The following is a 23992-nucleotide window of genomic DNA, read 5'->3' as shown; positions in this document are numbered from 1 at the left end:
AAGAAATTCTGCGGTATGATATAAAAATGGAAAACTGGCTTACAAAACGTGCACGGCTTACGCCGAATCGGATCGCCGTACAGTATAAAAATAAACAATTAACATTTCAAGAAGTGGCTGACCAAGCACACAATATGGCCAAAAAAATTGCGACAGTTACCCAAGATAATTCTCGCGTGGCATTGATAATGAATAATACGCTCACGGGATACTTGGTGATTATGGCTTTGCAGCAACTTGGCAAGACCATCGTTTTTATAAACTGGCGTTTATCAGTAGCAGAAATTAATTATCAGCTTGCAGATGCGGGTGTGACAACTGTTTTAACAGATGATGATTACATGAGCGAGCTAAGTATTGATAAGCAAATTAAGTTCAGTGATTTGTCCACACAGCAAAAGATAATACCAATTGAAATTTTTCCTGAAGACTTTGTGACAAGTATCATGTATACTTCGGGTACAACGAGTAAAGCCAAGGGTGTTATGCAAACATATCAAAACCATTTCTATTCTGCGATGGGGAGTGCTTTGAATTTAGGATTAACATCTGATGATAGTTGGTTGGCTGTTGTACCTATCTTCCACATTAGTGGATTTTCGATCATTATGCGTGGATTAATTTATGGTATGCGCGTGGTCTTACAATCTAAATTTGATGCTCATCAGGTTAATGAACTGTTGATTGAACAATCGATTACTGCTATATCAGTCGTTCCAGTGATGTTAAAACAGTTAGTTGCTGACCTACCAAAAGGTGCTCATTATAATAATCATTTTCGGTCAATGCTTCTTGGCGGTGGACCAACAGACCTTGCAACATTGAAACAGGCACAGATCCACCAAATTCCTGTCATTCAATCGTATGGCATGACAGAGACTGCCTCGCAAATTGTGGCGCTTGATGCAAAAGATGCGGTTCAAAAAGTGGGTTCTGTGGGGAAACCATTATTTCCAGTTCGTTTAAAAATTGCTGATCATGCTGGAAAAGTGTCCCAGCAAGGGAATATTTGGATTCAATCACCAACGCTAACGACAGGATATCTCAATCAACCAGATAAACTAGCTGAACATATGATAGATGGTTGGTTTAATACTGAAGATTATGGTTATTTGGATGCTGAAGGATATTTGTTTGTCCAAGGGCGTGAAGGTGATATGATAAATTCAGGTGGTGAGAATATTTTTCCCAATGAAGTTGAAGATATTTACGCAGAATACCCAGGATTAAATAAAATAGTCGTCGTCGGGGTGTCGGATCAAAAGTGGGGTTCAGTGCCAATAGCTATCGTTTTGGGTGAAGAATTGAAAAAAGATGCTTTAATTCAATTCGGTCGAGAGCGTATTGCGCATTATAAAATACCAAAACGATTTTATCTGGCTCAAAGCTGGCACACTACTGCTAGTGGAAAAACACAACGTAAACCTTTCCTAGCTGAACTTGAAAGATTAAAGGAATTGATATGACATTATCTCCAAAAAATACAGATGTGAAATCCCTGTTTAATACTATTGCACCAGAATATGACAAAATGAATAACATTATCAGCCTGGGATCGCACAAAAAGTGGCGTCAGAAGGTTATGGATAAGATGATATTTCCAGAAAAAGCACAAATAATTGATTTGGCGACGGGAACTGCTGATTGGGCAATTGCATTGGCAGAAAACAGTGACTCTGATTCTGAGATCATTGGCCTAGACTTCAGTGAATCCATGCTTGCGGTCGGGCAAACAAAGATTGATATAAGTGACTATTCGGAAAAAATCACACTTGAGCAAGGAGATGTGATGGATTTAGAATTTCCTGATAACAGCTTTGATATTGTGACCATTGGTTTTGGATTACGTAATTTACCTGATCCAAAGCAAGGAATCAAAGAAATGTATCGTATTTTAAAGCCAGGCGGACAGCTTGTCATTTTAGAAACATCGCAACCCGATAGCCCCCTTGTTAAACCATTTTGGCAGTTATATTTTGGTCATGTCATGCCATTATTTGGGCGTGTTTTTGCTAAAGGAAAATATCAGGAATACAAATATCTTGATGAAACAACAGAACATTTTATGGACTATATGACGCTTGGGCAATTGCTGCTAAAGTCGGGCTTCAAAAAAGTTAGAATTTCTCGTTTTAATTTGGGTGCCGCGGCGGCACACTATGCGACAAAATAGGGTTAGATATAAAGTATTTCATTGGTAGGCAAATTAATGCTAAAAAGATCAGCTATCTTTATGATTTGGATAGCTGATCTTTTTAATTTTTTTCAGAGAGGTTTTTATTGCGTAACTTTTTCGATTGCTTTCAGTTCTTTTAGCTTCCAACTAACATAGTTTTCACCGTTTGGAATGGTTTCAGTTACATTAACAACGGGGATGTCATTTTTCTTTGCTAAATCGATTAAGTTAGAGACAGTTGAACTTGATGTCTGAGTATTATTAACGAAGAAGGCAATTTTATGGTTTGTAATTGCTGATTTAAGTGCAGCTAATGTTGCGGGTGAAGGATCATTACCTTCCTCAATTGCTTCAGAGAAATCTGTATCCATTATTTTGTATCCTAAGGCATCTAGCATATACTCAAAAACAGGTTCAGTTTGGGCAACGGTTTGGCCATCAGCCTTTTTGGATATTTTTGTGATTAAATCATTCACAGGTTTCAGGCTAGCGACGTACTTTTTGGCGTTCTTTTTGTAATAATCGCGGTTTTTAGGGTCTTTCTTACCAAGCTCAGTTGCTAGGTAATTTGCTGTTTTACTCATCGTTTCAGGATCATTCCACAAGTGCGGGTTGACGCCTGTTTTTTTATTTAAAACATCTTCGCCGACGCGAATAAGTTTTGTATTTTTAGAAGTTTTGGCAAGCTTATTTAGCCATGCGTCATATCCTAGACCATTAGCAAGAACGATATCAGCACCACTAACCTTTTTAGCAACCGTGGTTGTTGGCTCATAATCTTCGGGAGAAACATTCGCGTCCTTGATAATAGCAGTTGCTGTACCGTGTTCGCCAACTACTGTTTTGGCGATTTCGGCGTAGAAGTCTGTTGAAGCAACAATAGTTATTTTTTGATTGGATGACGACGAGGAGTTACCTCTGAATAAGGCAACACCAATGACGATGACGACAATGGCAGAGAGTGCTATAATTATTTTTTTCATGAGTTATTTCCTATTTTATTGAGTTTTGTTAAAAACTGGGTGATGGTTTGTTGTTGTTCCTGTGTGAAATCAGCCATGATGGTATGAATATCATCGTGCATCGTGGCGTGGGCCTGCTCGTGGAGTTGTGCCAATTTTTCGCCATCTTCAGTCAGTAAATAGTGAGTGCTCCGTTTATCAGAATCATCTACCACCGCTGTGACATAATGATAGCGCATCAGGTTTTTAATAGCTTTGGTGATAGCAGGCTTTGATAGATTCATTGCAGCAGCTAATTCTGTGTTAGTCTGCGATTGCAGAATTTTAAGCAACATTAGTAAGTGGGCTTGTGTTGAATTGATCTTTTGTCCAGCAGTTGCCGCTACGAGTTCAGAATTAGTAGCGTATTCTTGAACAAAAGAGTTAAGCTCTTGAATAATCTTATCTGTTTTTTCCATAAACACCTCTTTAGTTTACTGGTTAATTAACCAGTTAATTATATAATGTAAGCGAAGCTATTGTCAACAGGTTATTTTTGAGTACAATTATAGTCATGAAGAAAAGCGGACTACTGGCAGCAATTTGTATTGTGACATTGAGTATAGCATTTCCTGTGAATGGGCAACAAATCCAAGCAAGTAAAAAAAAGAAATCAATTAAAAAAATCACAACAACGGCGAAAGCAGCGGTGGTGATGAATGCGGATACAGATAAAATTTTGTCCGAAAAAAACGCTCATAAACCTTTAGCGATTGCGTCAATTAGTAAATTAATGACGGGCTATTTGGTACTAAAAAAGTTACCTTTAGGCACGCAAGTGCAGCCGTCGTCAAACACGATGAAAATCGGAGAAGAATCTAATCTGGCAAGTGTGAATTTGGATAGTAATCAATCCTATTCAGCAGATGAATTATTGCGTGCTGCCTTACAGTTATCAGCTAATGACGCGGCTATTGCCTTAGGTGATCAGGTTAGTGGTTCACAAACAAAGTTTGTTAAATTAATGACTAAGACTAGTCAGTCTTGGGGGCTTGCATCAGCGCAATGGTATAATGCAGCAGGAATCCGTAATGATGAAGCAATGGATGATGGCGTCAAGGCGCCTGATAATGCAGAAAATAAGATGTCTGCTGTTGATGTTGCGCTTATGACTGATAATATTTTAGAAAAAATACCACGAATAAAGAGAATTGTTCATCAATCACAAAATCAATTTGATGGCATTACACAAGATAGTAATTATGTTTTAATGAAAAATTATTTTAAAAATACGAAATATACGGTCACCGGTGTTAAACTTGGTATCTCTGTTAAATCAGGTGTTTCTTATGTGGGATTATTTACATATAAAGGGAAGCATTATATCACGGTTGTATTGCATGCTGATCAATACACCAATTTGTCAGCCGTTTTCCGTGAAACCAAACGCATCTTAAATCAGACAATATAAAAAGACCGTCAAACAAAGATTTGTTTGATGGTCTTTTTAAATGTGCTTATCCTTTAAATACCCAAGCATCGCCATTTTCAGCTAATAGCTTGTCTGATGCTTCAGGACCCATTGAACCTGACTTATATGTCTCCAATGGTGCTTTATCTGCATCGTAAACGGCAGTAATTGCGTCAACAAACTTCCAAGCAATTGATACACCGTTCCAATCAGCAAAGTTTGATCCGTCACCATTCATTGTATCGTGAATCATACGTTCGTATGGTTCTGGTGTGTTCTTCTTGTCTTCATCAGATACTGCCCAATCCAAGTTGATTGTGCGGGTGTTGAAGGCATCTTCAACTGACTTAGCGTTAAGCTTCAATTCAATAGCACCCTTTGGATCAATGATGATTGAGAGTACTGATTCTTGTGCTTCTTGTTCTGAACCAAAGTTGAATGTGCCAGCCTTAAATACAATATCAACACGTGTTTGCTTGGCAGCCAAACGCTTACCTGAACGAACATAGAAAGGAACACCTTCCCAACGTGGCAAATCGAACTGCAATTCACCAGCAATGAATGTGTTGTTCTTTGAGTCAGCAGGGACATCTGCTTCTTCCAAATATGGTTTGTAATCAGCTGTATCACCAGCACCATATTGTGCACGAACGAAGTACTTATTCACTTCTTCTTCGTTATAAATCTTTAGTGCATTGAAGGCGGCGTTTTTAGCTGCACGGATATCCTTATCATTGAATGATTCAGGTTTTTCCATTGCTAACCAACCAACAATTTGCATTGTGTGGTTTTGAATCATATCCAAAAGGGCGCCAGTGGTATCGTAGTAACCAGCACGCTCTTCAACACCTAGAACTTCAGCCAAAGTTACTTGTACGTTTTTGATATAGTCCTTATTCCAAGCGGCATCAAAGATTGGGTTACCAAAACGTAATGCTGCAATATTTTGTACCATTTCTTTTCCAAGATAGTGGTCAATACGGAACAGTTGGTCATCATCAAATGCATTTTCCAAATCACTTTGCAATTCTTCTGCGGTGGCGTATGATGTACCAAAAGGCTTTTCAATCATCAAACGATTGTAGCCAGTTTCAGCTAGCAAACCTTCTGATTTCAAATATTTAGCGATTGTACCGAAGAAACGAGGGGCAACTGACATATAGAAAATACGATTGCCATCAATGTCAAATTTGGTTGCTGCTTCTTCGATCGCTGACTTCAAGATACCATAAGAAGCGGCATCTGTGACATCGTGCGCACGGTAAGAAAAATGCGCAATAAACGCTTCAGCTTGTGCTTGATCTTCAGTAAAGTCTTTAATTGAATCACGAACCAATTGCTTAAACTCGTCATCACTTAATTGTTGACGTGCTGTCCCAACAATGGCAAAGTGTTCTTGTAAGTATCCTTTTTTGTAGAGGTTGAAAACTGATGGGTAAAGCTTACGCTTTGCTAAATCACCAGTTCCGCCAAAGAAAGTTACCAACGTTTTGATTTCTGAAACCATGATGTTCCCCTTATATTATAATTAAATTCACTCTCCATTATAACGCAAAAAGGTCTGGAAAAGTACGGGATTCACAAACATATTAAGCGTTGAACAAGTCAAAAATTGATTAAATGACTAGTTTATACTAAAAATATGGTTTGAGTATGTTAAATAAACTATATATTCACAATATAATTTTACAACGGGATGGTGCTAAATGTTTTACTTGATTATTATTTTATTTTTAATTCTAACTTTCACTTTAGGTATTGGTGTGGCGTTCGAGGGTCTAATTTTAATGGGTATTATATATGTCATCCTTCGATTAATAAAAAACAAACGGGATATGCGCAAATGATGATAAATTAAGCACTTAATTTTCCGTTATATGAATAGGTTTCGTGTTACAATTATTCTATTATTCGGAGGATTTATGCAAATTGACTTAACTGATAAGCCGCGGCCACTTGATGAAAAGTGGCTACTTTTTGGTACTTTATTATCTAACACTGGAAATTCAATGATTTGGCCAGTCACGACACTTTATATGACCGGTGTTTTGCACCAAAGTTTTACGATGGCGGGACTAGTTTTAATGGTGGGATCACTTATTAGTATGGTTGGCTCATTTGTTGGTGGCAAACTATTTGATAATTGGCGGCCATATGAAGCGATGGTAATTACGAGTTTTATCATCTTAATTGCTGTTTCCAGTCTAATTATTTGGAATGGGTGGCCCGTATTTGCCTTTTTTATTTGGCTAGCTAATTTTGGTATGGGCGCGGAACAAACGTTAGTTAACTCTTTTGCCACAACAATTCCTGGTGAAAAAACGCGCATCGTATTCAATAATATGTACATTGTGTTGAATATTGGGGTGGTTTTGGGAACCTTAGCCGTAGGATATTTATTTGATTACGGTTTTAACCTGTTGATGATGATTTCGGCAGCATTATATTTTACATTAATGTTAATTATTGCAACCAAATTTAATGTTCCGGTAGTTCGCACGAATACTGAAGCAACGGGCGTTACGACGCCTGAAGGAACAGAAAAAGTGAGCAGTGTCGGTGCACCAAATCAACGTTTTCGCTTGACGCCAGTTTTAGTTGCCATTGGGGCATTGCTGTTCATTACGTATTTATCCTACATGCTGTGGGAAACCGTGATGGCACCGCACATGAAAAGTTTAGGTATGCCAACGCGTAATTATGCAGACTTATGGATGATTAACGGCGTAACTATTATTTTGCTTCAGAAGTTTGTTTCTAATTGGGCAAATCAGCGACCATATCAAGTTTCAGTTATTTTAGGTAGTATTATTTTTGCTTCTAGCTTTTTCTTTTTAATATTTGTAAAAGAGTTTTGGCAAATTGTGCTAGTGTTTGAATTACTAACGATTGGAGAAATGTTACAAAGTCCGCAGGTTCCAGCATGGGTTGCGCAAATCACCCCCAAAGAAGTAGCTGGACAGGCACAAGGTTTTGTTTCAATGATGATCAGCTCAGGTCGAGTCATTGGTCCCATTTATTCGGGTATGATGATGGATCGAGGTTGGATGAAAATTCTTTTTTTATCAGTATTTATAATCATGTTAATTATCACAGCTTTGTTAGCGATCACAATGGCGAAACGAACTAAAAAAACAGTGGAGAATAACAAATAAACTATTTGTTATTCTCCTTTTTCAGTGAAAGTTGTTTCTTAAGAAAGACAATTTTGGATAAATCTTTTTGGTTGCCCTGTTGTTGGCGGTAACTGTCCATTGAAGATGCTGTATAAATATTCATAAATTGTTGTAAAGTGGGCGTCAGAAATTTAATACTGCCGAGGTTATTTTCAACTAAATCCTGTAAATCAACATTTGCGAATTGTGGTAAACAATCTATACTACCAAATGCCACTGATAAATCCCCTTTTTGGAATTCATGTTCATGCAAATTCGTTAGTTGAAAACCCAAACCAAGCATGATGTTTAGAATCAAGTCCCATTGGTAGATTCTTAGACGGTCTGGTGCATCCCAACCGTTAGGATTTCCGGGTACATGAATGTCTATATCATTAGCCTGCCAATCTATTTTTGTTAAATATTCTAGACCAACAGAACCCATCAGGACAGGAGTAATTGCTACCTTATTCAATTCCTTTGCGATGATCAAAAAGGCATCTATTTTTTTCATTACTTTTTCTCCTTTGTAAAAATGTTGCTCTTTTTAATTATACCGAACAGACAAATATTTTTCGTGTAAGCGCTTGCAGACAAGCAAAAACCATGTTATAATTTAAGTATAGATTAGGAGAGAGTCCTAAAACAATTCAAGTTGTGTAAGCTATACGAATGATAGCTTAAGCGGATTTTCTTCAATCCAGGACAGTTTGCTCAGTACTCTAGTTGGAAAGTGATGGACGTGTGAAAACGTACATGTGGCTGGTAATTAGGGTCGATGGTGACGCATAAGATGTATGGGTCTTATGTTTGTCACCTGAGAGCAGGCTGTTTTTTGTTGTGGTTGGTAGATAGGTGTCTAATAAACTGTTTTTATGAGTGCAGGTACTTTGCACTCTTTTTATATATTATGAATATAGTCGACATTTTTTGTAGTTAAAAATGACTAGTCATTTTATTTATATAAAACTATAAATTTTATTAATTATATGTTGTTTATAAACAATAGATGATGTATCATGTATTTATCAAATTATTACAAAAAAAGGAAAAGAAAATGCTACAAAGAAATTTAGGGTCGCAAGGGTTAAAAGTTTCATCAGTCGGGTTGGGGTGCATGGGTATGAGTAGCACGTACGGTCGCGCTGATGACAAGGAATCAATTGCGTCAATTAGGCAGGCGGTCGTTAATGGCATTTCATTGTTTGATACTGCAAATGTTTATGGTAACGGACATAATGAAAAATTATTAGGAAAAGCACTTAAAGGCGTGGACAAGCAAGTGACAGTGGCCACAAAAGTGGGCATTCAAGAAATGCAATTGAACCAAAAGAGAGTCAACGGTCGTCCTGATTATATTAGATCTGAAGTTGAAAAGTCTTTGATTCGTTTAGATAGAGAGTATATTGATTTGTACTACCTGCATCGAGTAGACCCAGATGTACCAATTGAAGAAAGCATTGGTGAAATGTCTCGACTAGTTGAAGAGGGTAAAGTTAAATACATTGGGATATCAGAAGCCTCTTTGTCAACGATTAAAAGAGCTCATCAAACACATCCTATAACGGCGGTTCAAAGCGAATATTCATTGTGGAGTCGTGGTGTTGAGAAAGAAATAATGCCTTATTTACAAGCAAATGAAATTGGATTTGTAGCATACAGTCCATTGGGCAGAGGATTTTTTGCAGATGACTTTAGTTTGGATGCGTCGAAAGAAGACGTACGCCAATATTTGCCTAGGTTTCAGGGTGACAATCTCACTGCTAATCAGGAAGTATTTAAAGTAATTCGTAATTTATCACAAAAGTTAGGAATGACATCTTCACAACTAGCCTTGGCATGGTTATTGCAAAAGAACAGTAACTTAATAGCTATCCCAGGAAGTAAGTCAATTCAGCATATTAACGAAAATATTGCATCAAGTCATATTGATCTTGATGATAAAATAATTCATATTTTAGATAAAACATTTGATGAATCTAATACACATGGTAGTCGTTATCCTAGTATGTTAATGGACGAATTGGAAAAGTAAAATAGATTCATCAAGTTAATGATGAATCTATTTTCATTCTTTTTTCAATTTTTTGTTCACTCTCTGTACCAGTTATTTGGTATCTCAAAACAGAAATAAAGGTTTTAATATCAATCGTGTCAGATAGAGAGGAGAGATTATATGCATTAAATAGGTTTTCTTTCTCCTTGATACTAGGTATTAACTCACGGCCCTTAGAGGTCAAATGTAGGACTGATTTTCGATTATCATCAATGGCTTTACTTTTATAGATGAAACCATTTTGCACCAATCGTTGCACTAATCGACTAGGACTCTTACTTTCACAAATTAGTAGATTACCTAATTCTTTTAATGATAGAGGTTCTTTTTTTGACAAAACTTGTAACACCTCACTTTGATTAGGTGTTATACCAAGAGGAGCTAAGAACTCAGCATATTTTTTCTGTCCTTCTTTTTGGACAGCATTGATAAGATATCTTAATAAATCAGCATCATTCATTTTCTTCATCCTATAGTAAAAGTATTTTTATCTATAATAGCATACTACACAAACATCGTACGATTGAAAATAAAAAAGGAAATAAAATAACCATGAATAAAAGTAGACAATTAGGACGGACTGACCTGTATTTATCTCCACTGGGACTAGGTACCTGGCAATATAGTACAAAAAATAGCAGCGGAACCTCAATGTGGGGAAATACCGAGACGGAGACAGTTTATGAAATTATCAAGCATTCCTTACAGAATGGGATGAATTGGATAGACACAGCTGAAATTTATGGCAATGGAACCTCTGAAACATTTATTGGGGAAGTAACGCAGCGCTTGCAAAGAGAAGAAGCCTTAGCAACCAATCCTTTCATCGCGAGTAAATGGTTTCCTTTGGCTCGTTCGGCGTCATCAATCACTAAAACGATTGATGACCGTTTAGAATACCTACAAGTACCGACCATTGATTTATATCAAATTCATCAACCGACATCTCGGTCATCTTTAAGAAAGCAGATTGAAGCCATGGTGTCGCTTGCAGAACAACACAAAGTGAAACAGATTGGGGTGAGCAACTTTTCTGCTAAACAAATGGTCAAAGCCCATCATTTACTGCAAGAGTATGGGATGACACTTGCTTCCAATCAAGTTAAATATAATTTACTACACCGTAGTCCTGAGAAAAATGGCACACTAGAGGCTGCTAAAGAATTAGGGATAACAATAATTGCTTACTCGCCTTTGCAACAAGGATTATTAACAGGGCGCTTTCATGAACAACCTGAATCTTTATCAAAGGTGAGTCGTTTTAGAAAGCTACAGTCGAATCTGACTACTAAAACCTTGCAAAGGACTGAACCACTTTATCAAGAACTAAAGAGGTTATCACTAAACTATGGTATGACAATTTCTCAGATTTCTTTAAACTGGTTAATTAATGCTCAAGGGGATACAGTTTTAGCGATCCCAGGAGCATCTAAAATACAACAGGCACAAGATAACGTAGAGGCTTTGAATTTCGATTTGTCTAACAGCGACATTGAACGGTTGAACCGTATTTCAGCAGGTTTATAATGCTTTAAATTTGTTATATTAGTTTTTTGAATCAAAATGGCCACTGACAATGTTATTGGTAAATATAAAATAAGTGGAGCATAAAATATTGACTATATAAATGAATTTGATGATAATAGTTTTAATCACATGCCAGATAATTAGCGAGAAAGGTTTAATATTAATCATCGAATTTCAAATAGCCATTGTGATTATTATTCAATAAATTGACTGGTTGCATATTACTTTGCAATTTTCTGACTCGTTTTTCACCCCAAATAGACATTGCTATTAATACTTCTCGCAAAGTCTTACCTTCCTCAGATAGGTAATATTCTACTTTTGGTGGCACTTGATTATAGACTTTGCGTATAATAATTTCATCTTCTTCTAATTCGCGTAGCTGTTGTGTCAACGTTTTCTGGGCGATATTAGGTATTCGACGGCGGAGCTCGCCAGTACGAATAGGGCCATTGCCTAGATGACATAATATGATTGGTTTCCATTTGCCACCAATCACATCTAAAGTTGCTTCTACACCGATATGATATATTTTTTCCATCAGTAATTACGTGACTCCTTATATATTCTACGAGTACCTTTTAGTTCCTATGGTACATATTAGTGCGTACTTGTTTCAATATCTGTAAACAGTATACTACATGTACAGGAATAAGAAACAATTGACCGAAAGGATAATACAATGGAAAAACGAAAGTTTTTGTCTCGTTTTAAATTTGATAACGGCTTAGTAATTAAAAATCATATTGTGATGTCACCTATGACAACAATGACTAGTTTTTATAATGGCATGATAACCACCGATGAACTTAATTATTACGCAGCTCGTGCTGGAGGCCCGGGGATTATCATCACTGGTGTTGCTAATGTTAGTGATAATGGTAAAGGGTTTGAAGGCGAATTATCAGTTGCTCATGACGCAATGCTACCAGGATTAACTAAATTAGCTAAGGTTATTCATAAAGACGGTACCAAAGCAATTTTGCAAATATTTCATGCAGGTCGAAAAGCCAATAGTGCTATCCTTCGTGGGGAACGCCCTGTTAGTGCTAGTGCGATTGCTGCTAGTTATCCAGCTGATTCTGAGACTCCACGGGCATTAAACGATTCAGAAGTTCACCAAATTATTACTGAATTTGGCGAAGCAACTAGGCGAGCGATTGAAGCAGGTTTTGATGGCGTCGAGCTACACGGCGCCAACACTTATTTGTTGCAACAATTTTATTCTGAAAATTCCAATCAAAGAAGTGATGAGTGGGGTGGTTCTAGAGGAAAGCGCCTAAAGTTCCCATTAGCTGTGATTGAAACTGTTAATAAAACGGTAAAAAAATATTCAAAAAAACCATTCATAGTCGGTTATCGAATCTCCCCAGAAGAAATTGAGGAGCCCGGTATTCGATTAGAAGATTCTCTCTTCTTCGTTGATCAGATTAAGCACAAAGTAGACTATATCCATCTATCTATGGGCAGTTATAAACGGACATCTCTAAACAATAAGGCGAACAAGGAAACGTTAATTTCTCAGTTTTCTCAACATACGAAGAATATAGTACCGCTTATTGGTATAGGATCAGTGGAAACACCAGATGATGTTAATGCTGTCATGTCTGATGGTGCAGATTTAGTAGCTATTGGTCGAGAATTCATTAGAGAGCCGCAATGGGTTCAAAAGATTGAAAGAAACGATTTGGAAAGTATTCGAACTTTGATTAGTCCGTCCGATATGGCAGAATTGGCTATTCCATCTGTCATGCAAGTTTATTTAAGAGAGTCCTTTTATTCTGTCATGCATTTTACTGATGACATCGAAACGCAAAGCGACTACCAAAACGCATTAGCACCAATGGAAGGGTTAGAAAAGAAGCTAAGCTAATAGACTCGACTGTACTAATAAAGTTAAATTAGTCACAATAAGAAACTTGGTTAATTATATTGAACTCATTTAAGCAGACACATGTCTTTTCTAGATAAAGTTTCTTTGCTAGGTGTACAATGTGGTTAAGAAGGGTGGGCTTCAATTATGATTAAGAATAAAAGTGAATGGTTACAACAATATATAACGGTGATTTATGAAAGCAAAGAGCATGTCTTCAGAATAGTTGATACTGATGCCCTGTACAAGTTTACCAACACAAAACACGAAGATCTATTGGACAGTAAAAAAATTACAACAACTTTGTTAGATTCCTTTAGAGCGAAAGGAATTTCATTAAATAGTGTTTCTGACAAAAAATTGTTAGCAGAATATGGTCTTGAACTTATTAATAAATAAGCATTTTTGTACATGGATTTGAGAAAATTTTGTAACATATGAGATTAAGTTGACAGAAAAAGATTTTCATAGTAGAATGAAATTTCTGTGAATAGCATAAATACTAAGTAAGATTGACATTCGGGGTGAAGAGAAGCAGTGGTTGGTGAAAACTGCGCAGGTGTCGTTATCTGAAATACAGCTATTAATATTTAAGCGTGGCAACACCATGTTATCAAATGTTAAAGTGATGCGTTTTTGACGCGTAAGCTGGGTGGTACCACGGATTTCTGTAAATGTCGATTCGTCCCTTCTGTTTTATAACAGCAGGGACGTTTTTTATTGCAGAAATATAGTTCTTATTCGCGGGAGATAAACATGGAAAACAAACTAACTACCAAGTTATCGACGACATTGTTGATTGTTGTAATTATTATTTTAGCTACTGCTGTTATTGGCTTTGGACTATCGCCGAGTGTGCCGATTTTGCTAGTGATTAGTATGATTGTCCTAGTCGCTCGGTTACGAGGTGTGAGTTGGCAAGAAAGTCAAGCAGCTTTGATTAAGGGAATCACTTCAGGTATAGCACCGTTGTTTTTATTTTTACTAATAGGCGCCCTGATAGCACTTTGGCTTGCTACCGGTGTAATCCCTACGATGGTTTGGGTTGGATTTAAAATGCTAAATCCCCAGTTCTTTTTACCAACTGCTTTGTTAACTTCCGCCATAGTAGGAACGTTAATTGGTAGTGCGTTTACAACGTTATCAACTGTGGGTGTGGCGTTAATGGGTGTAGGAACGTTAATGGGCTTAAATCCAGCGTTGGTCGCTGGAACTATCCTTTCTGGCGCTATTTTTGGGGACAAAAGTTCTCCCTTGTCTGATTCAACTAACCTAGCAAGTGCCATTTCAGAGACGGATTTATTTGCGCATATCAAAAATTTAATGTGGACAACATTACCTGCTTTCGGGATAACATTTCTTGTGACAATTATGCTTGGTCTCGGCCACCGTTCGGGTGCGGGAACAACACAAAAAATTGCTTCATTATTACCATTATTGCAACCAACATGGTGGGCTATTGTGCCACTCTCTGTGCTGGTAGTCACCGCTTGGTTTAAAATCCCAGCTATTGCGGCCTTAATGATTAACATTTTGGTTTCCAGTGTGGCTTTTTTAGCACAACACAGTGTATCTGATTTTTCTGACTTATTAGTTCATGGTTTCAAGACGACAAGTAACAATCCTACCTTAATTCTTTTACTGAATCGTGGCGGTATGTCTTCAATGATGGATACCGTAATGATGATTATGTTAGCCTTAGCGCTTGGTGGTCTATTAGATGGTTTGGGTATATTGAAAGCTGTAATGGCACCTGTTGTAGGACATTTGCAATCCCAAGGATCAGTAGTTTTAGCAACGCTATTAACAGGTATTGGCGCCAACTTTTTGGTTGGGGAACAATATCTAGCGACTATTTTACCTGGGCAGTTATTTAAAGATAGCTTTACACGTGTGAACTTATCTGGGCTGGCGTTGGGAAGAACAATTGAAGATAGTGGTACAGTAACAAATTACTTAGTACCGTGGGGTGTCGCTGGTGCCTTTGCAGCGCAAACACTAGGTGTATCGGTATTAGCTTTCGCACCATTCACGCTGTTTGCATTGTTGTCGCCTGTGATGTCAATTGCTTCTGCGCTAACTGGTATTGGGTTGAAACAACTGAAGTAATTAAAAAAGGAAGATATGTCTTCCTTTTTTTAGTGTTATTTTTTGATTTTATACAGACTAATCGTAAAGAGAACGATAAACCAGACGACTGCTAATATTGTTGTTATCATTGTGTTGGGTGAAAACAATAAGATCAAGAAAACAGTAGCCATAAACAAAATAGTTAAATAATTTGAGTAGGGGGCACCAGGCATTAAGAACAATTTTTCACCATTAGCAAACTGTTCTGATTTTCGATATTTAATATGTGTTAAAAGTAACGAGATGTAAATAACAATGAAGGTAGCTGAAGCAGTTGAAGTAACTATTCCAAATGCATCTTCTGGGAAAATATAGTTTAATCCAATAACAGAAGCGACTAAAACCGCTGATAGTGTGATGCCTCGCATTGGAATATAGTGTTTATTTAGTTTATTAAAAAAGCTATTCTTAGGTGACAAAGAAAAAATCATGCGGCCAGTTGTAAACAGCGCACTATTCAGTGACGAAGCAGCCGCGGTCAGAATAACAAAATTGATGATACCAGCCGCTGCAGGAATACCAATACCAGAAAAAACTTGCACAAAAGGTGAAGTGTTGGCACTATAGTTTGTCCAAGGTTGGATTGTCATGATAGCCAATAAAGCACCAATATAAAAAATAAGAATCCGAATAATAATAGAGTTAATTGATTTTGGAATAGTTTGTAATGGATTTTTTGTTTCAGCAGCTGTAATACCAACAAATTCGACACCTAAGAACGCAAAAAATGCCATTTGAAAAGCTGCTAATAAATTATTTCTATGATTTGCAATTAAACCGTGCTGCCATAAAGTTGACAATTTCGTAACACCAGCTTCACTACGTATGTGAAAAACAACCATGACAACGCCAATTAAAATCATGGCCACAATAGCAACAATCTTAATTAAGGCAAACCAAAACTCTGTTTCTCCGAATGCCTTAACAGCGATAATGTTCATGCTGTAAAGAATCCCTAGGAACAATAGCTCCCACAACCAGGCAGGTGTTTTCGGAAACCAGAATTGCATATACTTACCAATTGCTGTCAATTCAGCCATTGCAATAATAACCCAACCCAACCAGTAGGTCCAACCCATGACAAAACCAGTGTGCTCACCTAGATATTTTTTGATAAATCCAATAAAAACAGTCTGACTATGATCAGTTAATAATAGTTCTCCAAGGGCACGCATCATCAAGAATACGAAAAAGCCAGTTATGATATAAACTAATAGAATAGTGGGCCCAGCTTTTTGGATCGAATCACCAGCCCCTAAGAAAAGCCCAGTTCCAATTGTCCCTCCAAGGGCAATCATATTAATATGACGTCCAGATAGGGTACGTGATAATTTCTGTTGTTGACTCATTACATTTTTCCTCCAAGTCACTATGTTCTATAGTAAATTATCTTGTATAATAAATAAAATTAATCTTTTTCAGTTTTACATGAAAAAAAGTATTCTAAGGAGTTATTGTGTCAACATTTTCTTATCAGGTTTTTGCAACAGTTGTTCGTTATCAGTCCTTTTATCAAGCGTCTCAAGTACTTAATGTCACACCGAGTGCAGTAAGTCACTCCATTAATCAGCTTGAAGAACAATTAGGATTTCCGCTACTAATACGTAGCCGTTCGGGCATGACGTTAACTCATGATGGTGAGTTGGTATTACCGTTTATTCAACAAATATTAGATGATGAAACAGATTTATTGCAAATGAGCAAAAATATTAATGGGTTACGTTTAGGATCAATCAAAATTGGTGCATTTAGTAGTGTCTGTATTAATTGGTTGCCGAAAATTATTAGTTCGTTTTCTAAACAGTATCCTGATATTGAAGTATCAATTGTTCAAGGCAGTTTTGAGGACATTAGTAAAAAAGTTAAGGCGGGAGAAATTGATGTTGGTTTTACCACATTACCAGTCACAGACAATTTAACAACTATTCCGTTAATTGAGGATCCAATACATTGTGTTACACCAGCAGGTTTTGTGCCTAAAAACAAGAAAAGTATCACGCAGCAAGATATTATTAATCAAAAATTTGTATTACAAAAGATAGATTATGACCGTGATACAAAGTCAGTTTTAGATGATTACAACGTTACAATTAATTCAATCAACTTTTCTATTGATGACCAGTCTATTATTTCAATGGTGGAGGCAGGAATTGGGTTTGGTATTTTGCCAAAATTAGCGTTAAAAAAAATTCAAGGGGATGTGGAGATTTATCCATTTCATCAGTCTTATACGAGACAAATCGTATTGGTAACTGGTAAAAGTAAAGTAGTATCTCCCTCGGTAGTTGAATTAGTGACGGTTATTAAAGACTTTGTTGAGAAAACATATGAGATTAGTTTGGAGAGTTAATTAGTAAAAACATATCAAAAAACTTTATGTATATCTAATTTAAATCTTTTAAATACCAGCAGTTTTGAAAGTATGATTGGTTTTTAGACAACAAGTGTCATAGTATGTTTTAGCAAAAGAAAGTGCGGTCTCCATTAGTTGTTTTGAGATACCTAACCCTTGTTCTTCTGGGGCCAAGTATAATTTTTGGAGCTCGCATATTTTTTGTTTTTTATCAAAAGGTGCAATGCCTTCAATAGAAAAGTACAATGATTTTAAGGATTTTTTAATAGGTCTAATAATCATGATAATAATTCTCCTATAGATGATATCTAATAAATATAGACAATAAAATGCTGACTATGTCCACATTTTTAAGTGTGGATACCATGGATAAGAAATTATAAATGAAATCAGACAGTTTAATCGTTTCTATGCAATAGTTATAGGTACGTTGGACGGTAAAACCACTAATACTGAGTACTCCATAACAGAGGCTCGTGTTTTATTTGAAATACAAGAAAAATTTACAAAGAATGGTTTTTTGAAAAAAGAAATCTGTAAGTGACAATAGAAAAAATACACTTACTATTACTAAAGATGGAATAATAGCATTGAATCAAATTAATGCCTAGACAGATAGACAAATAGTTCAATTATTCAGTCATTTAACTAATGAGGAAGTATTAAATGTTAAGAATTACATGAATAAGATACAAGGATATCTTGAGAAATAAAATATGTGGCAATAGTCAGATATCTTTATGAAAAACACACTAGTGATTATTCACTAGTGTGTTTTTTGGTAAGTATTATGCAAAGCCTTCACATTACCAATAATTTATTGACATTTATATTAACAAAGTATATATTAACATTGTTAATATAAAAATGATCAGAGGTTATATGATGAGAAGAACGATTTTAACGATACTGTTTATACTTGGGATTTTTATTTGTATGTTGGACACTACCATTTTGAACGTGAGTTTACCAAATATTGGCGAACATCTAGATGTTGGATTGGATTCGTTGTCGTGGGCATTAAATGTGTATTTAATTTTATTTGCATCACTCACAATACTCTTAACAAGGATTTCTGAGATGTTGGGGGTTCACAAATGTTTTTTAATTGGTGTTTTCCTATTCGGTATTGGTTCAACACTATCGGCTCTTTCTTCTGAACTAAGTATGTTGTTAGTTGGTCGTGCCATTCAAAGTGTAGGAGCCTCGATTGTATTCCCACTATCCATGACTTTGGGTATTGGGCTAGTCAACGTTGAAAAACGGACTGGAATGATTGCCATATTGGGTATTACGCAAGGGCTAGCAGCAGCTTTGGGACCAACAATTGGTGGCATAGTTACGCAGTTTATGGGTTGGCGATGGATTTTTTGGATTAATGTGCCACTTACGATTATTATGATTTTAATCGGTATAACTAATTTAAATATGCGTAACGAAGTGCAACATAAACAATCCATGGATATTTTGGGTGCGATATTAATCATGGTTACTCTTGCCACAGTATCATTAGGAATGATGCAGGGCAGGGTTTGGACATGGACATCTTTTGCTACTGTTTTATGTTTTCTAACTAGTGCTGTTAGTTTTTCATTATTTGTATGGATTGAACATCGTAGTAAAAACCCAATGGTGCCATTACAATTATTTTCCGACCGTAACTTTTCAGTATCCTCCGGAGTTATTATTTTCAGTAATCTTTTTCTAGTAGCAACAACGGTAATTTTACCTAGTTACTTCACTAATATTGCAGGATTTGATTCATTTCATTCATCGCTTTTAATTTCCCCAATTTCCCTAGCAATTCTTATTTTTTCACCTATATCGGGTTTTGCACAAGCACGCGTTAATGCTAAATGGTTAATTTTGATTGGCTTTATTGTCATGGCTAGTGGCTATATGTGGCTCGCATTTGGTGCTTTAATGAGTCAGATGCAAACAATTTTGGCAGGATTTGCTATCGGCATGGGATATGGTATTATCACAGGACCAATTCTAATAATAGCTGCTGGAAGTTTAGAAGGAAAACTTCTTGCTGCCTCGCAAAGTGTGACAGGTGTCTTGAGACAAGTAGGATCAATGCTTGCAGTAGCAATATTTGTAACGGGCCTGTATAGTAATTTGTCAGTAGCAAAAACAGCGTCGAAAACTTATGCACATCATCAAATTATGAAACTACACTTGCCTGATAAAGAGCAAGAAAATGTAATCAATAAAATTAATACAAACACGAATACAACAAAATTTGTTAAAGCTAATATCAATGATGTGCCAATTATTTTGAAACATAGTATACAAAACATTGAAAATAATACTAATATAGAGTTGAGAAAATCCTTTGAAAATCTCTATTTGGCATCATTACCGTTTCTATTATTATCGGCTATTATTGGATTTTTTTTGAAAAGTAAAAAATGAATATTTAGTAGTGCAGGAGCAACGACATATTTTAAAAATGCAAAATTCCTTAGTGGTGTAACAAATGTGTATAATAATAAAGAGCAACTACTCGGAGGAAAAAGCTATGACCATGAAAGGGAAAGAAATTGTCCTAGGTATTTTGCAAGACGGACCACGTACGGGATATGAAATCAACGAAGTGATACAAACACGAATCAATCATTTCTTTGATGGCACATTTGGTATGATTTATCCAACACTAAAGAAATTAGAAAAAGATGGTTTGGTTGCTAAAGAGCAAATAACACAAACTGATAAACCAAATAAAAATGTATATTCTATAACGCCAAAAGGAACAAAAGCTTTTTCAGAAGAACTCCTCAAACCAACTTCTCCTGAAGTATTAAAATCTGATTTTTTAATGCGTTTATATTTTAGCAATCATTTGGAATCCGAAAAAGTAAAAGAATTTCTAACAGAAGAAATAAACCGTAAACAGTTGCAACTCAATGATTTGAAATCGCAACTTGATGAGTGGCAAGGTAATGGCATGACGGATGTGCAAAAGGTGGCGTTTGATTATGGCGTGACATATTACACATCAACAATTCAACTTTTAAAAGAATTCTTGCATAAATATGAATAGTTAAGTCTGTTAATTATATTTTAATCTTTAAAATCTATCAGCTATTTATGTCACTTTTTTGCATTCGGTAAATTGCTTTGATAAACTAAATATTATAATTTTAGAGTGATCGAGGGAAGAATATGATACCAGAAGATGCCGTGCAATTACCCAAAACAGCCAAATTCGTTTGGTTGATCCATGATGTCATTTGGTTTTTGTTTACATTTATAGGACTAGCCACTGTCTATATCCTTTTTTTACAATCGAAAAGGGATATTTATACAAATATTGCTTTAGTCTTCATGTTAATAGTTGTGTCGATACCGCTTATTCATATGGCGTTGATTAATTATTTTTACCATTTTAGGCGTTACTACATAGATGACCATGCGGTTTATATTTATCGAGGATTTGTATTTAGAAAAGTAGAAACTATTCCTTTAAATCGTATTCAAAATGTTGATACAACACAAGGACCTATTTTACGCCAGTTCAAATTAATGGACTTGTCAATTAAAACTGCTGCACATGGTTTTAAGATTAGAGAAATTGAGGAATTGACCGCAAAAAAAATGCGAGGTCAATTGGTAATAGCTGCTTTACATGCACGTGAGGTAGCTTCCGATGATTAAACAACACCAAAGTCTATTTGCTATTTTTATAAATTTGTTAACTAATATAAAATTGATTATATGGCCGGCTCTTTTGGGGCTATTCAATATGAATGAGAGCCGATTCACATATTTTCCTATCATTGTGATTGTTACCTTATTACTTCTGTTACTAAGCGCTTGGGTACAGTGGTTTTTCTTTATCTTTGAGTTTGATGAACACGAATTAACTGTAAAAAAAGGTATTTTCAATAAAAATCAGCTGCATATTCCATTTGAACGAATTCAAACGATAACGCGTACGATACCTTTTTACTATCAACCTTTTCATGTTGTGCGCATGCAAATTGATACGTCAGGTCAAGGAAAACCAGATGTGATTTTTGATGCATTAACTATAAAACAAGCTAACCTAATTGAACAAAAACGTCGGGTTGCTCAAAATAGTATTCAGAAAGAATTTGAGACAATTGAAACAACGAAGCTTCAATATCAGGTGACCGTAAAGGAATTGATCGTCTATGCGTTGACATCCTTGAGTGGGTTAGGTGGCGTTGTCGTATTATTCACGATTTGGTCTCAAGTTGATGAGATGTTACCAAAGAATTTAAAATCGAGTTTTGAAGCTTTCTTTAATCATCAATCTGTGACAGGACTTTGTATTCTTTTTGTCTTAACCGTGATTGTTGGTATATTTATCGGTTTTTTCAGAATATTTAATCGATATTTTAATTTTAAAATTGAACATCAGAACAATCATTTAGATATCTCACGTGGGTTTTTAGCGCATAAAACGATGCAACTAAAACTTAATAGAATACAAACGATACAACTTCGTCAAACAATGTTAAGGCGTTTGGTAAGATTAGTGAGTGTTAATGTGTTGCTTTCGGCGAGTCAGGATGAAAAAGATGCCCAAACGGTTCTGATTCCTGTGGCGTCAATAGATAAAATCATGACCACTTTAAAAAAGGTCTTAACGTCTATTGATTTTGATGTAGATCATTGGCAAGTGAGTAATATTGATAAAGCGGCTTGGTATCAGGTCCGTTTCAGTGTTTTGCGCAACATTCTTATAATGACTTTGGTAATTTCGGTTGTCATGTTTTATTTTCCAAGTATGTTGCAAAGATCATATATGTTGCTCTTCTTCATCATCATGATGGTGATAACAGCTATACTAATTCTGAAGAACACACTGACGATTACCGATCAAAAGCTTGGTTTTAATCAAGAATTAGTGTATATACAGCGAAGCAATGGTTTTAGCAAGGAAGGTTATTATATTCGTCGTGATAAAATTCAAGGGGTGCGAGAAAGCGGGTTCATAACAGTTTTTAGAAAAAAAGCACTACACCTTGATGTCATTGTAAGGGATGGCAATGGGCATCATATTATTCATTTGCGATATGTACCACAAAGTACGGTTAATCATTTTAAACAGTGGATGAATACGGGACTTTGAACTTTGCAATAGACAATGTCAGAATGTATTTTGTCGACACTTAATAAAAAACGTAAGACACTTATAGGTGTTTTACGTTTTTATATTTTTTATTTTAAGTTGGTGAATAATTGTATTTACTTTTTAAAAGAATTTAATTAACATAACGCCACCAACCATGAAAAATAAACCCAGAAGTTGAATGACTGAAATGGGATTTTTCTTAGCTCCAAACCACCCAAATTGGTCTACGAATAAACTGCCAGCAATTTGGCCAACTAAGACAATGACAACTACCAATCCAGTACCTAGTAAAGGCACTAGATAAACATTTCCTAAGACAAATAGAGCCCCAATGATACCGCCGACCCAAATCCACCAAGGTTGTTGTGAAAGTTGGATAGCTTGTTTTGCTTTATGAGCATAGTGATTTATTAAGACAATAATAAGCAGTGTTACGAATCCGACTAAGAATGAAATAAGAGCTGCCTTAAGTGAGGAGTTAATTACTTTACCTAAATGACCGTTAATAGCTGTTTGGAGAGCGCTAAGCATACCGGTTACAAATCCCAGAAATTGCCAAGGTAATCTTATGTAGTTTGACTCATTATTTTGTGAAGTTGCTTCTTTTGGACTGTTTTTTTGCTTTAATACTAGTTGTGTTAATGAAACAGAAAGAAAGACGCCGGCTAAAACTAGTAGGGCGCCCACTCCTCTAAACCAAGTAAAATCATGTTGCTTAGAGTAAAACCAACCAAAATTATCAATGAGCATACTCATGACAATTTGACCAAGAATTGGCATAATGACAGTTTGGACACTACCTAATTTGGGGAATAAGACAATATTACCGGTTAAATAGATGACACCTAGCGCACCACCAATCCAAATCCACCAAGGTTCAGTTGAAAAAAAGGAATCACTAATCGTGAGAGAATGAGTAGTTACTAGTGTTACAGCTATTAGAAAAAGTGTTCCAACACCAAATGAAACTAACGAAGAATTAAATGCAGAACCAAGCACACTGCGAAGTTTGGAATTAACTGCGGTTTGTATAGGCAAGCCAAAACCAATGACTAATCCAAGAATAAATAAAGGCATGACGGTTTCACCACTTTCTGAGAAATATCTGAATCATAAGATACATATGATTTAATCAACATAGATATTATCCTAGGAAAATTGTATGGTTTTGTCAAGAATTTCGATTGAGAGAGAAAATTGATT

At 36.0% G+C, this 23992-nt stretch carries 23 protein-coding genes; 14 read left to right on the top strand and 9 right to left on the bottom strand.

All coding sequences use genetic code 11. The features are described 5' to 3' along the window. Positions 1-26: 26 nt before the first annotated feature. Together RHP64_RS10040 and ubiE are read left to right on the top strand one after the other, a co-directional pair. Positions 27-1466 carry an o-succinylbenzoate--CoA ligase gene (locus RHP64_RS10040; protein ID WP_025268575.1) on the top strand — a complete coding sequence of 480 codons (1440 nt, stop codon included), beginning with the start codon at positions 27-29 and terminating at the stop codon, positions 1464-1466. Further along, positions 1463-2173, top strand: coding sequence for a bifunctional demethylmenaquinone methyltransferase/2-methoxy-6-polyprenyl-1,4-benzoquinol methylase UbiE (gene ubiE, locus RHP64_RS10035; protein ID WP_025268574.1), 711 nt, complete (start codon positions 1463-1465; stop codon positions 2171-2173). Before RHP64_RS10040 ends, ubiE begins: the two co-directional genes overlap by 4 nt. A gap of 104 nt (positions 2174-2277) precedes the next feature. Here the strand turns inward: ubiE and RHP64_RS10030 are convergent, their stop codons facing one another. Together RHP64_RS10030 and RHP64_RS10025 are read right to left on the bottom strand one after the other, a co-directional pair. Further along, positions 2278-3159, bottom strand: coding sequence for a metal ABC transporter solute-binding protein (locus RHP64_RS10030; RefSeq protein WP_010285772.1), 882 nt, complete (start codon positions 3157-3159; stop codon positions 2278-2280). Continuing rightward, positions 3156-3596, bottom strand: a complete 441-nt coding sequence (locus RHP64_RS10025) for a MarR family transcriptional regulator (protein WP_002815572.1) — start codon at positions 3594-3596, stop codon at positions 3156-3158. The genes RHP64_RS10030 and RHP64_RS10025 overlap by 4 nt, the downstream gene beginning before the upstream one ends. A gap of 77 nt (positions 3597-3673) precedes the next feature. Between RHP64_RS10025 and RHP64_RS10020 the strand changes: the two genes are divergently transcribed. After that, a complete protein-coding gene (locus RHP64_RS10020; RefSeq protein ID WP_237048902.1) occupies positions 3674-4588 on the top strand; it encodes a D-alanyl-D-alanine carboxypeptidase family protein in 915 nt (304 codons plus the stop codon). Between the two features lie 46 nt (positions 4589-4634). On the opposite strand, the gene zwf is transcribed toward RHP64_RS10020, so the two are convergent. Next, positions 4635-6095 (bottom strand): glucose-6-phosphate dehydrogenase, encoded by a 1461-nt coding sequence (zwf, locus tag RHP64_RS10015; RefSeq protein ID WP_002815576.1) that lies wholly within the window; start codon positions 6093-6095, stop codon positions 4635-4637. A gap of 415 nt (positions 6096-6510) precedes the next feature. On the opposite strand from zwf, the gene RHP64_RS10010 reads away from it, so the two are divergent. Next, a complete protein-coding gene (locus RHP64_RS10010; RefSeq protein WP_011680533.1) occupies positions 6511-7743 on the top strand; it encodes an MDR family MFS transporter in 1233 nt (410 codons plus the stop codon). Between the two features lies 1 nt (position 7744). Here RHP64_RS10010 and RHP64_RS10005 read toward each other — a convergent pair whose 3' ends face one another. Beyond that, positions 7745-8257 carry a hypothetical protein gene (locus RHP64_RS10005; RefSeq protein ID WP_014325241.1) on the bottom strand — a complete coding sequence of 171 codons (513 nt, stop codon included), beginning with the start codon at positions 8255-8257 and terminating at the stop codon, positions 7745-7747. Positions 8258-8800: 543 nt separating this feature from the next. On the opposite strand from RHP64_RS10005, the gene RHP64_RS10000 reads away from it, so the two are divergent. Continuing rightward, entirely contained in the window at positions 8801-9778 is a 978-nt protein-coding gene (locus RHP64_RS10000; RefSeq protein WP_014325240.1) for an aldo/keto reductase, read from the top strand. A 10-nt stretch (positions 9779-9788) separates the two neighbouring features. On the opposite strand, the gene RHP64_RS09995 is transcribed toward RHP64_RS10000, so the two are convergent. After that, a complete protein-coding gene (locus RHP64_RS09995) occupies positions 9789-10259 on the bottom strand; it encodes a MarR family winged helix-turn-helix transcriptional regulator (RefSeq protein WP_010285549.1) in 471 nt (156 codons plus the stop codon). A gap of 92 nt (positions 10260-10351) precedes the next feature. On the opposite strand from RHP64_RS09995, the gene RHP64_RS09990 reads away from it, so the two are divergent. After that, positions 10352-11326, top strand: a complete 975-nt coding sequence (locus RHP64_RS09990; RefSeq protein ID WP_025268572.1) for an aldo/keto reductase — start codon at positions 10352-10354, stop codon at positions 11324-11326. Between the two features lie 160 nt (positions 11327-11486). On the opposite strand, the gene RHP64_RS09985 is transcribed toward RHP64_RS09990, so the two are convergent. Next, the gene (locus RHP64_RS09985; protein WP_014325238.1) at positions 11487-11867 is read right to left on the bottom strand and encodes a winged helix-turn-helix transcriptional regulator; all 381 of its coding nucleotides are present in this window, start codon (positions 11865-11867) and stop codon (positions 11487-11489) included. A 141-nt stretch (positions 11868-12008) separates the two neighbouring features. Between RHP64_RS09985 and RHP64_RS09980 the strand changes: the two genes are divergently transcribed. The 3 genes from RHP64_RS09980 to RHP64_RS09970 all read left to right on the top strand — a co-directional run bounded on the left by RHP64_RS09980 (position 12009) and on the right by RHP64_RS09970 (position 15308). Further along, on the top strand, positions 12009-13199 hold the full coding sequence (locus RHP64_RS09980; protein ID WP_025268571.1) for an NADH-dependent flavin oxidoreductase: 1191 nt from the start codon (positions 12009-12011) through the stop codon (positions 13197-13199). A 147-nt stretch (positions 13200-13346) separates the two neighbouring features. Next, positions 13347-13598: a hypothetical protein gene (locus tag RHP64_RS09975; protein WP_014325236.1), complete on the top strand. Its 252-nt coding sequence runs from the start codon at positions 13347-13349 to the stop codon at positions 13596-13598. A 357-nt stretch (positions 13599-13955) separates the two neighbouring features. Beyond that, positions 13956-15308: a Na+/H+ antiporter NhaC family protein gene (locus RHP64_RS09970; RefSeq protein WP_025268570.1), complete on the top strand. Its 1353-nt coding sequence runs from the start codon at positions 13956-13958 to the stop codon at positions 15306-15308. Between the two features lie 35 nt (positions 15309-15343). Here RHP64_RS09970 and RHP64_RS09965 read toward each other — a convergent pair whose 3' ends face one another. Next, positions 15344-16678 carry an amino acid permease gene (locus RHP64_RS09965; protein ID WP_014325234.1) on the bottom strand — a complete coding sequence of 445 codons (1335 nt, stop codon included), beginning with the start codon at positions 16676-16678 and terminating at the stop codon, positions 15344-15346. A gap of 107 nt (positions 16679-16785) precedes the next feature. On the opposite strand from RHP64_RS09965, the gene RHP64_RS09960 reads away from it, so the two are divergent. Then, positions 16786-17679 carry a LysR family transcriptional regulator gene (locus RHP64_RS09960; protein ID WP_014325233.1) on the top strand — a complete coding sequence of 298 codons (894 nt, stop codon included), beginning with the start codon at positions 16786-16788 and terminating at the stop codon, positions 17677-17679. A gap of 48 nt (positions 17680-17727) precedes the next feature. On the opposite strand, the gene RHP64_RS09955 is transcribed toward RHP64_RS09960, so the two are convergent. Continuing rightward, complete coding sequence (locus RHP64_RS09955; RefSeq protein ID WP_014325232.1) at positions 17728-17964, bottom strand: GNAT family N-acetyltransferase; 237 nt, start codon at positions 17962-17964, stop codon at positions 17728-17730. Positions 17965-18567: 603 nt separating this feature from the next. Between RHP64_RS09955 and RHP64_RS09950 the strand changes: the two genes are divergently transcribed. The 4 genes from RHP64_RS09950 to RHP64_RS09935 all read left to right on the top strand — a co-directional run bounded on the left by RHP64_RS09950 (position 18568) and on the right by RHP64_RS09935 (position 22786). Next, positions 18568-20100 carry a DHA2 family efflux MFS transporter permease subunit gene (locus RHP64_RS09950; RefSeq protein ID WP_025268569.1) on the top strand — a complete coding sequence of 511 codons (1533 nt, stop codon included), beginning with the start codon at positions 18568-18570 and terminating at the stop codon, positions 20098-20100. A gap of 106 nt (positions 20101-20206) precedes the next feature. Continuing rightward, the gene (locus RHP64_RS09945) at positions 20207-20728 is read left to right on the top strand and encodes a PadR family transcriptional regulator (RefSeq protein ID WP_014325230.1); all 522 of its coding nucleotides are present in this window, start codon (positions 20207-20209) and stop codon (positions 20726-20728) included. A gap of 122 nt (positions 20729-20850) precedes the next feature. Next, entirely contained in the window at positions 20851-21342 is a 492-nt protein-coding gene (locus RHP64_RS09940) for a PH domain-containing protein (RefSeq protein ID WP_011680524.1), read from the top strand. Positions 21343-21430: 88 nt separating this feature from the next. Then, complete coding sequence (locus RHP64_RS09935; protein ID WP_223825241.1) at positions 21431-22786, top strand: PH domain-containing protein; 1356 nt, start codon at positions 21431-21433, stop codon at positions 22784-22786. A gap of 123 nt (positions 22787-22909) precedes the next feature. On the opposite strand, the gene RHP64_RS09930 is transcribed toward RHP64_RS09935, so the two are convergent. Continuing rightward, on the bottom strand, positions 22910-23866 hold the full coding sequence (locus RHP64_RS09930) for a DMT family transporter (protein WP_025268566.1): 957 nt from the start codon (positions 23864-23866) through the stop codon (positions 22910-22912). Between the last annotated feature and the right edge of the window lie 126 nt (positions 23867-23992).

Source organism: Leuconostoc sp. XM4, assembly GCF_055698815.1.
This window is presented reverse-complemented; position numbering and strand designations above follow the sequence as displayed.

What these genes read in the sequence shown, in the direction of transcription:
- RHP64_RS10040 (WP_025268575.1), top strand. Translation starts at nt 27, where the DNA reads ATGGAAAACTGGCTTACAAAACGTGCACGGCTTACGCCGAATCGGATC.
- ubiE (WP_025268574.1), top strand. Translation starts at nt 1,463, where the DNA reads ATGACATTATCTCCAAAAAATACAGATGTGAAATCCCTGTTTAATACT.
- RHP64_RS10030 (WP_010285772.1), bottom strand. Translation starts at nt 3,159, where the DNA reads ATGAAAAAAATAATTATAGCACTCTCTGCCATTGTCGTCATCGTCATT.
- RHP64_RS10025 (WP_002815572.1), bottom strand. Translation starts at nt 3,596, where the DNA reads ATGGAAAAAACAGATAAGATTATTCAAGAGCTTAACTCTTTTGTTCAA.
- zwf (WP_002815576.1), bottom strand. Translation starts at nt 6,095, where the DNA reads ATGGTTTCAGAAATCAAAACGTTGGTAACTTTCTTTGGCGGAACTGGT.
- RHP64_RS10010 (WP_011680533.1), top strand. Translation starts at nt 6,511, where the DNA reads ATGCAAATTGACTTAACTGATAAGCCGCGGCCACTTGATGAAAAGTGG.
- RHP64_RS10005 (WP_014325241.1), bottom strand. Translation starts at nt 8,257, where the DNA reads ATGAAAAAAATAGATGCCTTTTTGATCATCGCAAAGGAATTGAATAAG.
- RHP64_RS10000 (WP_014325240.1), top strand. Translation starts at nt 8,801, where the DNA reads ATGCTACAAAGAAATTTAGGGTCGCAAGGGTTAAAAGTTTCATCAGTC.
- RHP64_RS09995 (WP_010285549.1), bottom strand. Translation starts at nt 10,259, where the DNA reads ATGAATGATGCTGATTTATTAAGATATCTTATCAATGCTGTCCAAAAA.
- RHP64_RS09990 (WP_025268572.1), top strand. Translation starts at nt 10,352, where the DNA reads ATGAATAAAAGTAGACAATTAGGACGGACTGACCTGTATTTATCTCCA.
- RHP64_RS09985 (WP_014325238.1), bottom strand. Translation starts at nt 11,867, where the DNA reads ATGGAAAAAATATATCATATCGGTGTAGAAGCAACTTTAGATGTGATT.
- RHP64_RS09980 (WP_025268571.1), top strand. Translation starts at nt 12,009, where the DNA reads ATGGAAAAACGAAAGTTTTTGTCTCGTTTTAAATTTGATAACGGCTTA.
- RHP64_RS09975 (WP_014325236.1), top strand. Translation starts at nt 13,347, where the DNA reads ATGATTAAGAATAAAAGTGAATGGTTACAACAATATATAACGGTGATT.
- RHP64_RS09970 (WP_025268570.1), top strand. Translation starts at nt 13,956, where the DNA reads ATGGAAAACAAACTAACTACCAAGTTATCGACGACATTGTTGATTGTT.
- RHP64_RS09965 (WP_014325234.1), bottom strand. Translation starts at nt 16,678, where the DNA reads ATGAGTCAACAACAGAAATTATCACGTACCCTATCTGGACGTCATATT.
- RHP64_RS09955 (WP_014325232.1), bottom strand. Translation starts at nt 17,964, where the DNA reads ATGATTATTAGACCTATTAAAAAATCCTTAAAATCATTGTACTTTTCT.
- RHP64_RS09950 (WP_025268569.1), top strand. Translation starts at nt 18,568, where the DNA reads ATGAGAAGAACGATTTTAACGATACTGTTTATACTTGGGATTTTTATT.
- RHP64_RS09945 (WP_014325230.1), top strand. Translation starts at nt 20,207, where the DNA reads ATGACCATGAAAGGGAAAGAAATTGTCCTAGGTATTTTGCAAGACGGA.
- RHP64_RS09940 (WP_011680524.1), top strand. Translation starts at nt 20,851, where the DNA reads ATGATACCAGAAGATGCCGTGCAATTACCCAAAACAGCCAAATTCGTT.
- RHP64_RS09935 (WP_223825241.1), top strand. Translation starts at nt 21,431, where the DNA reads ATGAATGAGAGCCGATTCACATATTTTCCTATCATTGTGATTGTTACC.
- RHP64_RS09930 (WP_025268566.1), bottom strand. Translation starts at nt 23,866, where the DNA reads ATGCCTTTATTTATTCTTGGATTAGTCATTGGTTTTGGCTTGCCTATA.